The 9,469-nt window shown below is 27.4% G+C and carries 15 protein-coding genes; all 15 read right to left on the bottom strand.

Annotation, left to right across the window (positions count from 1 at the left end; all coding sequences use genetic code 11):
• Positions 1-303 precede the first annotated feature (303 nt).
• The 15 genes from BUB51_RS01970 to efp all read right to left on the bottom strand — a co-directional run bounded on the left by BUB51_RS01970 (position 304) and on the right by efp (position 9,456).
• Positions 304-1,254 (bottom strand): Kae1-like domain-containing protein, encoded by a 951-nt coding sequence (locus BUB51_RS01970; RefSeq protein ID WP_073195000.1) that lies wholly within the window; start codon positions 1,252-1,254, stop codon positions 304-306.
• Positions 1,247-1,660: a transcription antitermination factor NusB gene (gene nusB / locus BUB51_RS01965; protein ID WP_073194992.1), complete on the bottom strand. Its 414-nt coding sequence runs from the start codon at positions 1,658-1,660 to the stop codon at positions 1,247-1,249. Before nusB ends, BUB51_RS01970 begins: the two co-directional genes overlap by 8 nt.
• Positions 1,661-1,718: 58 nt before the next feature.
• Positions 1,719-1,946 (bottom strand): DUF2273 domain-containing protein, encoded by a 228-nt coding sequence (locus BUB51_RS01960; RefSeq protein ID WP_073194990.1) that lies wholly within the window; start codon positions 1,944-1,946, stop codon positions 1,719-1,721.
• A gap of 16 nt (positions 1,947-1,962) precedes the next feature.
• Positions 1,963-2,502 carry an alkaline shock response membrane anchor protein AmaP gene (amaP, locus tag BUB51_RS01955; RefSeq protein WP_073194988.1) on the bottom strand — a complete coding sequence of 180 codons (540 nt, stop codon included), beginning with the start codon at positions 2,500-2,502 and terminating at the stop codon, positions 1,963-1,965.
• Positions 2,503-2,564: 62 nt separating this feature from the next.
• Entirely contained in the window at positions 2,565-2,966 is a 402-nt protein-coding gene (locus tag BUB51_RS01950) for an Asp23/Gls24 family envelope stress response protein (RefSeq protein WP_035161162.1), read from the bottom strand.
• Positions 2,967-3,040: 74 nt separating this feature from the next.
• Positions 3,041-3,697, bottom strand: coding sequence for a SpoIIIAH-like family protein (locus BUB51_RS01945; RefSeq protein WP_073194986.1), 657 nt, complete (start codon positions 3,695-3,697; stop codon positions 3,041-3,043).
• Positions 3,698-3,709: 12 nt separating this feature from the next.
• Positions 3,710-4,306 carry a hypothetical protein gene (locus tag BUB51_RS01940; protein ID WP_035161168.1) on the bottom strand — a complete coding sequence of 199 codons (597 nt, stop codon included), beginning with the start codon at positions 4,304-4,306 and terminating at the stop codon, positions 3,710-3,712.
• Between the two features lie 18 nt (positions 4,307-4,324).
• On the bottom strand, positions 4,325-4,960 hold the full coding sequence (gene spoIIIAF / locus BUB51_RS01935) for a stage III sporulation protein AF (protein ID WP_073194981.1): 636 nt from the start codon (positions 4,958-4,960) through the stop codon (positions 4,325-4,327).
• Positions 4,961-4,972: 12 nt separating this feature from the next.
• A complete protein-coding gene (gene spoIIIAE, locus BUB51_RS01930; RefSeq protein WP_073194978.1) occupies positions 4,973-6,148 on the bottom strand; it encodes a stage III sporulation protein AE in 1,176 nt (391 codons plus the stop codon).
• Positions 6,149-6,164: 16 nt separating this feature from the next.
• Complete coding sequence (gene spoIIIAD / locus BUB51_RS01925) at positions 6,165-6,551, bottom strand: stage III sporulation protein AD (protein WP_073194976.1); 387 nt, start codon at positions 6,549-6,551, stop codon at positions 6,165-6,167.
• A gap of 13 nt (positions 6,552-6,564) precedes the next feature.
• Complete coding sequence (gene spoIIIAC, locus BUB51_RS01920) at positions 6,565-6,762, bottom strand: stage III sporulation protein AC (RefSeq protein WP_035161176.1); 198 nt, start codon at positions 6,760-6,762, stop codon at positions 6,565-6,567.
• A gap of 17 nt (positions 6,763-6,779) precedes the next feature.
• Entirely contained in the window at positions 6,780-7,304 is a 525-nt protein-coding gene (gene spoIIIAB / locus BUB51_RS01915; RefSeq protein ID WP_073194975.1) for a stage III sporulation protein SpoIIIAB, read from the bottom strand.
• Positions 7,305-7,307: 3 nt separating this feature from the next.
• Positions 7,308-8,327 (bottom strand): stage III sporulation protein AA, encoded by a 1,020-nt coding sequence (gene spoIIIAA, locus BUB51_RS01910; RefSeq protein WP_081943440.1) that lies wholly within the window; start codon positions 8,325-8,327, stop codon positions 7,308-7,310.
• 111 nt (positions 8,328-8,438) lie between these two features.
• Positions 8,439-8,852, bottom strand: a complete 414-nt coding sequence (locus BUB51_RS01905) for a CD1247 N-terminal domain-containing protein (protein ID WP_035161180.1) — start codon at positions 8,850-8,852, stop codon at positions 8,439-8,441.
• Positions 8,853-8,898: 46 nt separating this feature from the next.
• Positions 8,899-9,456, bottom strand: a complete 558-nt coding sequence (gene efp, locus BUB51_RS01900) for an elongation factor P (protein WP_035161183.1) — start codon at positions 9,454-9,456, stop codon at positions 8,899-8,901.
• Between the last annotated feature and the right edge of the window lie 13 nt (positions 9,457-9,469).

Here is a 9,469-nt window from a genome sequence, read left to right as displayed (position 1 = left end):
ATGGTAAAGTACCAATACCACTAACTGAGCTGAATAGATACGAAACAATGCCAGCAAAATGGGCTAAACTAATTGAATTAGCACAACTACATGCCATAGAAAATCAAAAGCATAGAAGCAATATTTTAAAAGAAGCTGCTTAATTTTAAAATGCACCTTGACAAATTAACAGTTAAAATTTAAAGTTAAATTACACCCTACGGGATATTTATGCCCTTTTTTGGGTAAAATCTTTAAAATATCATCTTAAAGTATATCCAATCTTTTCTCTAACTTTTCATATTTCTTTTTACACTATCACAATTAGTATTTAATTAATCCAAGATATGCTATTCCAATAGCATTATCAGTACAAAAATTTTTATTTGGAAAAAACAATTTTCCAATACCTTTATTTACTATATCATTCTCTAATTTCTCTCTTATATAACTATTAGAAGCAACCCCCCCTATAATTAAAATATTATTTATTTCATATACTTTAATTGCATACTTAATAATACTACTTAAAGATTTAGCAATGCAATCGAATAATGTCAATGCTATATTCTCTGGTTTATCAGTATGTTGTTTTATAATCCTTTTAAAAAAAGTCTCTGGACCTGAAAAATTTATCCATGTTTTATTAGTACTAATTGGAATATTTTTTTCTACAAAGTTACCACTAACCGATAGTTCGTCCAAATATGGACCACACGGAAAGGGTAGTCCCAACTCAACACCTACTCTATCTATTAACTGTCCGGCACTAATATCTAATGTGCCGCCAATTTGTTCTACTGAAAAAACATCTTTTTTATTTTCTACAAGCAGAAGTTCTGTAGTACCTCCTGAAATATGTAAGGCTAAAAATTTCTCCAATTGTTGAATTTCACAGTTTAAAATGCCAGCTGCTATATGACCATCTTGGTGCGAAAACTCCTTATAATCCGCATTCAAAGCCCTTGCTAGTATAAATGCATGACCTTGTGCAACTTTGAAAACTGGCATATAAGAACCAACAACATTTCTTGGTTTTACACTAGCTGATACAGTCTTAACCTTATTTAAATCAATTTCATTTGCTATATAATTAAACATTTCAGGTAAATTATTTATATGTTGAAAAACTGCTTCCTGCTGTCTTAATCCTAGACTTCCTTTTTTCACTTTTAATGTTCTTCTCAAATCGATAATTATTTTACCCTCTTCATTTAATACTGCAATAGAAGTTGTATATGCACTCGTATCTATTCCTAGATAATAACTATCCATTAATATCATTCCATTCCTTTACAAAGCTACCTAATAGCCCATTAATGAATTTACTTGATTCTTCAGTGCTATATTTTTTACTGATTTCAAGAGCTTCATTTATTGAAACTTCAATGGGAATATCATCCATATACATTGTTTCAAATATTGCCAACCTTAAAATTGACAAGTCCACCTTTGCTATTCTATTTATTTTCCATCCTTCTGAATATTTTTCTATTTTTGAATCGATCACTGGTAATTTTTCAATTAAACGTTCAAAAACTCTATTTAAATACTCTACCTCATCTTCTTTAAAATTATTAGTCTTTAAATACTCATTTTTTGTTTGTTCAGAAAAGTCTTCATTCATTTCCATCTGATATAATAATTTTACAGCTTCTTCCCTTGCAATTTTTCTACTCATATTTATACACCTCATCTCTTGTTGTATTATTCTTCCTTATATCATTGGAAAATATGTATCATCTATACTTAACTGGCGGTAAAATCCTATCAAGTATTTCTTTCAAATCTTCTCTATTATCAATTTTATTTCCAAAATAGTAACCGATATAAACACATATACAAATAAACAATGTTTTAAATAAACCGATCAAAAGAATAATTATTGCAATAAAAAATCCTAATATACTACCAATTATTTTACCTTGATGTTTTTGAAATAATTCTATTAATTTTTCTTTATACACTTTTAACACCTCTTATTTACTTAATGGTTCTAACTTGAGAAGCAATCTCATTAATTTTAAATCTAACTTCTCTGACCTTAATTCCAGAACAATTTTGAACATGTTCTTTTACCTTTTCTTGTATTTTGAAAATAACTTCAGGTATATTAACATTAGGGCTAACCCTTGCATTAATTAATATTATTAACTCATCATCAACTATTTCAATATTTGCCTTAACATCTCTTATTTCATTAAAACTATTTGTAACACTGTAAGTTAAACCTTCTATCGTTTGAGTCGATATTCTGAGTTCCCCTAAATTTGTATATTTAATTATATATTCACTTTTTTTGTTCCTTTTAATCCCAGAAAATAAAAGTCTTAAACTTACCAATAACATCACCAACCCTACTAATATAATCCAATAGTTTCCTGCCAAACTATTTAAAAAGAGAACTGCTTCATCAATAATATTATTTTGTATAACATCAAAAGGCAATATAATTATAACAATTGAAATCAATACAAAAAATATAGTAAAAATAGTAAAAATAATTCTATCAAATATGTTCATTGTAACACCTTCCTTAAAAATATTTAAATTAACCCTCTGAAAAATCAGAGGGTTAAATTATGCTATCTTACTCTTGGTTGCAACTGTTGTTCTTCTTCCTTAACTTCTTTCTCTATATGGACACCTTGAACATGTATATTTACTTCTACTACATTTAAACCTGTCATAGTCTGCACAGCATTTTTTACGTTTTCTTGTATTTCCCATGCCACTTCAGGTATTTTAGCCCCATATTCAACAATTATGTATAAATCTATTGCAGCTTCCTTCTCTCCCACTTCTACTTTTACACCTTTAGATAAATTTTTTCTTCCCAACATTTCCGAAATACCGCCAGCAATACCGCCGCTCATCCCTGCAACTCCCTTTACTTCAGTTGCGGCTAATCCAGCAATAATACCTACTACTTCATCCGCTATTTTAATTTGTCCATATTCACTAGCATTATTATTTATTTCAGCCATTAGTTTCACCTCCTAAAATCTTTACAGCAATACATAAATATTATACCAAACCCATTAACTTTTGACAAATATAACTAATATTTTTTCATTATTTTTATCGCTGAAGGTTCAAGATTAGTCTCGCTTTTTACTATTTCCAAAATTTTTATTACATCTTGTTCATTAAGTACATCTGCTGATACTATTACTCTTACACTATCGTTTTTTAGAAAAACAAGTACATCTTCAAATCCTTTAGCTTTTATTAATCCTTCAATCAACAATTCTTTCTCTGAAATATTTCCAATCCTCATTATTTCTTCTTGTGCCTTTTTCCTAGTCTCCTCATCTGTCTTTTCATTATTGACAATATCATTTAGTCTTTCAACTAAATTTGCACGCAATTTATCCCTTGAAAGTCTATATTCTACAAAATAATTATTACTCTTACGATTTTCTTCCTTTATAATATTTTCCTCTATCTTACTCTCAATTTTATTTGAAATTGACGATATAGCATTATCTTTACTATCAACAACTTCTTCATTTTCATTTTTTGTATAATCAGCAGAAGTTTCTACAATTTTACTATCATCCATAAATACATCTTCTAATTTCTTATCTTCATATCTCTCATATTCACTTGTAGTTTCTAATAATGCCTGTTTAGTAATCGAATGATTAATATAACCAATAATCGTTAAAGCTATTAACAATGATACTAATAACAAAGTCCTTTTTTTAATAACCATACATATTCCCCCCTATTTTAATGGTTTGCTAGAAAATATACCTACCCTATTACCACTTATTCCTAATACTGTTTTTACAGCCTCATAGAGCTTTTCTTTTATATACAAATCATCTGCTCCTTCTGCTACAACAATAACCCCTTTTACCTTTGGTTTAACTTCTTTAATTATTACTAATGAATCATCATCGCTATTATTGACAACTATTTGTTCTGAATAATTTTGTTTAGAAACTTCTCTAATCCCCCCTTTTGAATCCTTTTCACTCGTTTTTTCTTCTGTTCTAGTTGTATTAATTGCTGGTATTCTTTCTGCTGTATCTTCTAAAGTAACCATTACTTTAACCTTTCCAACTCCATCTATACTACTTAAAATATCTTCTAATTTTCTTTCAATTGTGCTTGCATAATCTTCTATTATTTTACTGTTGCTTTTTACAGAACTACTTTCTTGATATAAAACTGTTTCAGGTACACTCTTTTTATCAGTTTCTCCTACAAAAGAACTTGTAGCTATCAAAATAATTGCTCCTAACACAACAATTATAGTTAATGTTGTCATTAAATTGTTATTGTCAAACTTTTCTTTTAATAAATCTAGTATTTTCATAAGAATCCTCCCAACCTTTTACTCGTATATAATTAAAATACTTTCTTTTGGAAGTTTATAATTATTAGAAATTAGTTTTTTGATTTCTTCTACTTCACGATTAACTACATCACTATTTTCTATTTTTTCTGTTTCAACACTTTCTAAATTAACTCTTATTTCTTTTACTGATTCAATATTTATTGAATACTTATCATGAACATTTTTGTTCTTAAAATCAGTATTTTCTTGAACTAATATTAATTTTATTTTTTTTATTTCCCCAAAATTTTCTGTATTTTCATTTTCGATATCAACCTCTATTCTCACTACTTTATATCTAAAAGTATCCTCTATAGTCTTTTTAATATGTTTTTTTATCTTATCTTTATATAATTTCATTGTTTGATCTTCTTGGTATTTCTTGTACTCATCTGTTATGTAAAAGTCATTTTCTGGTTTTAACATAATATTTTTAAATACTTCTTTTTCTATATTTATATCGCTACTTAATAATTTTATGAATGGATTTAGTATTGTAATTATTAAAAGAAATCCAGTCGTAACATTTATATATTTTTTTAAATCATTTTTAGGTAATATTATTTCAAGAAACGTTATAATTACAACTAATGTTACTATTGTAATTGTCCACTGTCGTAATAAATTTATCAAAAAATACCACCTCTATCTCAACATAGTCGTTATATTTCCAGCTCCAACAATTATTGTAACAGCTATAAAAAACATGATCCCTACTGAGCTAATTACAGCAAATATCATCAAAAGAGATTTAGAAATTTCATTTAAACATTGGATTATTCTTTCATCCGAAATTGGCTCTATTATAACAGTTGTAAATTTATAAATTAAAATCAAAGATACTATTTTAATGATTGGTATAACACAAATAATGAATATTAAAACTAATCCAATTACACCTACAGCATTTTTTAATAGTAAAGAACAGCTAACAACAGTATCAATAGCTTCAGATAAAAAACCTCCTACAATTGGTATAAAAGAGTCCATTGCAAATTTTGCTGTTTTAATAGTAACTCCATCTAATTTCGAAGTTGTAACTCCATGTATTGACATAATACCTAAAAAAATGGTTAATAACATACCTAATAAAGTAGTTGTTATCTGTCTAATAATACTAGATAATTTTGATATCTGTACTTTATTAGATAATTTGCTAATTATTCCTATTATTGCTGAAAAAAAAATTAAAGGCAATATAACATTTTTCATTAGTGTACTCATTATGCTTACACTGCCAAAAATAATTGGTTTAAAAATAGCTGCACTTGTAATACCTCCTACTGCCAATAAAAGAGTTATTAAAATTGGTAATAAAGCCTGCATAAATAAAACCATTTCATCTATAGCTTTATTAGCTAGACTCATTGAAATTACAAAACTTTTCATCGCAATAGCTATTAGCAACATATAGCAAACATAAAACGCTAATTCTCCAACCGTATTTTTTTCAAAAGCACTTTGAATATTTGTTAATACTGCACAAAGAATTGATAATATCAAAAGCTGTCCCAATAATTTTGAATTTATCATTATTTCTTTAAAGATTAAAGTAAGCAAACTCTTTAATACTTCTTCAAAAGAAAACACTCTTTCACCCTTTAATAAAGACTTTATATATTCTAAAACATCTATTTTTTTTAAATACTGTTCATTATCTTTTGTAATATTATCGATAGTTCTCTGTAATTCTTCTATATTCAATTTTTCTAATTGTTCTTCTATAATATTATCTATTCCTATATTGTCTTCGGCTATAACAACAGATTCTGGTATAAAGCATAGAATCATTATTAATAGTAATAAAAATCTATTATTCATTGGTATCACCTAAATTCTATGGCATTATTTTTAAAATTAAATCTAATACTGCTAATAATATTGGTACCGATAAAGCCATTATCAGTATTTTCCCAGCCAATTCAATTTTAGATGCTATTGTTTCTTCTCCAGCATCTCTTGAAATCTGAGCACCAAATTCGGCTATGTACGCAATTCCAATAATCTTAAGTATTGTAGAAAAATATATAAAATCTATATCGATTCTTTGAGCTAAATTACTCAATACCTTAATTACATAACTCAACTTTGAAATAACAAAAATAAAAATTATTAATCCGGTAACTATACTAATCTGTAAAGATATTTCTGGTCTCTCCTGTTTTAATAAAACAGCTAGTATAGTAGCTATAATGCCTATTCCAACAATCTGTATGATTTCCATAAGCATCATCCCATCAATATAAGTTGAATATTGTTTTTACATTATCAAATAATTTACTAATCAAATTTATAACCATCATTAATACAACTACTAATCCAACTAATGTAGTCATCATAGCCTGTTCTTCCCTACCCGCTCTTATTAAAACTTGATTAAGAACAGATACTAATATCCCTATAGCAGCTATTTTAAAAATTAAATCGACATTCATATTAACTCTCCCTTCATTTAAAATAAAAGAATTACTATAGCCAATCCTGTTAATACACCTAGATTTTTAAAAAGTTTCTCATTTACCTGTTTTTTCTCTTCTGCATCTTTTTGGCAATTTTCTAACTGCATTAATACAAGTTTAAAATGTTTCTGTTGATCCTCCCTATCGCTTATACCCAGAACTCTTCCTAATGACATTAGAATTTCTATATCTTGGAAATCTAAATATAATTTTTTAGATAAATTTTCTGTCTGATAAGAAAATGCTTCATATACGTTTAGATTTTTATTATCTACTAATAAATTCCTTAAATCTTTAAATATAAAAGAAACGCTTTTATCGCATTTATTATATACGTTTTCTAATGCTTCTGGTAACGGCGTAGAACAATATACAATTTCAGTTTCTAATAATTGTATACAATTTTGCAATTTTATTAAGTTTATAAATCTTTTATTATATCTATTTGCTAAATAATAACCTATAAAAGTACAAGAAAATATTATTGTTATACTAGTAATTAATCTAACTACAAGCATAATTTATACCTCTTTCTTAATAATTGATTTATAGGTCTTACCGTCCATTATATCTTCTACAGTTCCTACACCTTTTCTATTACTCAATATTATAATTCTCTCAAATATATTTTCTTTTAAAATTTGTTTTAGATAAGGTCTAGTTAATAAATCATTAATACTTTCGCCATGTACTGTTGAAATAATTTTGACTCCTGCTTTTAAAGCCTGATGAATAGCAACAATATCTTTCTCCTCTCCTAATTCATCTGTAGCGATTATATTAGGAGACATTGATCTTAACAAAAGCATCATACCTTCAAATTTACGGCAACTGTCTAACACATCTGTCCTAAAACCAACATCATTTTGCGGATATCCTTTATAAATACCTGCTATTTCAGTTCTTTCATCAACAACTCCTATTTTTAAGCCATAAAAATTTAATCTAGGAATACCATTACTTAAGTTTCTAATCAAATCTCTAAGTAGCGTTGTTTTCCCACATTGCGGAGGTGAAACAATCAGAGTATTATATATCGTATTGGGTTTTTTTATAACATACTTAATAATTTTATCAGATACACCTTTTTTTTCACGAGCTATTCTTATATTTAAAGATGAAATTTCCTTTATTGTATAAATATTGTTATTCCTATATAGAACTTTTCCAGTTATACCAATTCTATGTCCACCATTAACTGTAATAAACCCATTGCGAAGTTCTTCCTCAAAAGCATATACTGAGTAATTACTTATTAACTGGAAAGTGTTCCTTATATTTTTCTCATTTACTATATAAGCATCGTATATATTTTCTGTAATAGCACCATTAGGTTTTAAAAATAAATCCTTTCCATCATAATTAATAGCTAAAGGTCTGCCTATTCTAAGTCTTATTTCTTCAATTCGTTTTCTAGTCAATAAAGGTATTTTTTTCAAAATATTTGATAAGTCAAGGTCTAAATATTTTAATATTTGTTCAAATTCATCTGATTTACTATATAAATTATTCTTATAAATACTAGTCATTTGTTCTTCCATAACATGTCCCCCCTTTATAAATAAGTATGAATAATATTAAATAATATGATTAATATATTAAAATATTAGATAAATAATTAAAGCCTGATGTCTTAAGACATCAGGCTTTAATTATTTATCTTCTAATTCTATTGTAGCATGGCAATTTGGACATTCTGCCTCTTCTTCTTCATCTAATAAATCTCTTTCAAAATATATTACTTCATTACAATTTGGACATTGTACTTCTACATAATCTATATCATCATCTTCTTCATCATATATAAAATCATCATCATCAAATAACTCATCTTCATCTATTTCGCCAAATAGTTCATCTTCAACTTCAGTTAAATCTTCATCAATTGCATCTACATATTCCTCTAACTCTAATTGTTCTTCTTGCAACTCATTAATTGCATCTGAAAAATCTTCTAAAGTATCGATAATATGCATAAGTAATTTGCCTTCTTTTGTTGATTCATCAATATTGAGTCCCTCAGCCAATCCTCTTAAATAAGCAATTTTTTCATATAAATACTCCATGAGATGCACCTCCTATTTTATTTGTTAATCTTAAAATTATTATTGCCTATACCCTTGATAAATACTCACCTGTTCTAGTATCAATTTTTATTTTATCTCCAATATTTATAAATAAAGGAACCTGTACTACAGCTCCAGTCTCAACAGTAGCTGGTTTTGTTCCACCTGTTGCAGTATCCCCCTTAACTCCCGGTTCTGTATGTGTAACAACTAATTCTACAAAATTAGGAGGTACTACCTCAAATGGTTTACCCTCATGGAATCTCATAACTGCTACATCATTTTCTTTAATATATTTTAAAGCATCTTGTACTTTATCATAATTTAATGGTATTTGCTCATATGTCTCAGTATCCATGAAATAGTATAATTCTCCATCGTTATAAAGATATTGCATTTCTTTTGTTTCAATATGAGCCTTAGGAAATTTATCAGATGGATTGAAAGCAATATCTTTAATTGCACCAGTTTTTAGATTTTTAATTTTTGTTCTAACAAATGCTGCTCCTTTTCCAGGTTTAACATGCTGAAAGTCAATAACTTGGTAGATTTCACCGTCCATTTCAAAAGTTAAACCTTTTCTAAAATCTCCTGCTGAAATCATTACAATACCTCCC

Source organism: Caloranaerobacter azorensis DSM 13643 (assembly GCF_900129995.1).
Lineage (GTDB): Bacteria > Bacillota > Clostridia > Tissierellales > Thermohalobacteraceae > Caloranaerobacter > Caloranaerobacter azorensis.
Note: the sequence above shows the minus strand (reverse complement) of the source record. Positions and strands in the feature narration are given on the sequence as shown.

Excerpts from the sequence above, each read along its gene's own strand:
- BUB51_RS01970 (WP_073195000.1), bottom strand. The coding sequence starts at position 1,254 with ATGGATAGTTATTATCTAGGAATAGATACGAGTGCATATACAACTTCT.
- nusB (WP_073194992.1), bottom strand. The coding sequence starts at position 1,660 with ATGAGTAGAAAAATTGCAAGGGAAGAAGCTGTAAAATTATTATATCAG.
- amaP (WP_073194988.1), bottom strand. The coding sequence starts at position 2,502 with ATGAACATATTTGATAGAATTATTTTTACTATTTTTACTATATTTTTT.
- BUB51_RS01950 (WP_035161162.1), bottom strand. The coding sequence starts at position 2,966 with ATGGCTGAAATAAATAATAATGCTAGTGAATATGGACAAATTAAAATA.
- BUB51_RS01945 (WP_073194986.1), bottom strand. The coding sequence starts at position 3,697 with ATGGTTATTAAAAAAAGGACTTTGTTATTAGTATCATTGTTAATAGCT.
- BUB51_RS01940 (WP_035161168.1), bottom strand. The coding sequence starts at position 4,306 with ATGAAAATACTAGATTTATTAAAAGAAAAGTTTGACAATAACAATTTA.
- spoIIIAE (WP_073194978.1), bottom strand. The coding sequence starts at position 6,148 with ATGAATAATAGATTTTTATTACTATTAATAATGATTCTATGCTTTATA.
- spoIIIAD (WP_073194976.1), bottom strand. The coding sequence starts at position 6,551 with ATGGAAATCATACAGATTGTTGGAATAGGCATTATAGCTACTATACTA.
- spoIIIAC (WP_035161176.1), bottom strand. The coding sequence starts at position 6,762 with ATGAATGTCGATTTAATTTTTAAAATAGCTGCTATAGGGATATTAGTA.
- spoIIIAB (WP_073194975.1), bottom strand. The coding sequence starts at position 7,304 with ATGCTTGTAGTTAGATTAATTACTAGTATAACAATAATATTTTCTTGT.
- spoIIIAA (WP_081943440.1), bottom strand. The coding sequence starts at position 8,327 with ATGGAAGAACAAATGACTAGTATTTATAAGAATAATTTATATAGTAAA.
- BUB51_RS01905 (WP_035161180.1), bottom strand. The coding sequence starts at position 8,852 with ATGGAGTATTTATATGAAAAAATTGCTTATTTAAGAGGATTGGCTGAG.
- efp (WP_035161183.1), bottom strand. The coding sequence starts at position 9,456 with ATGATTTCAGCAGGAGATTTTAGAAAAGGTTTAACTTTTGAAATGGAC.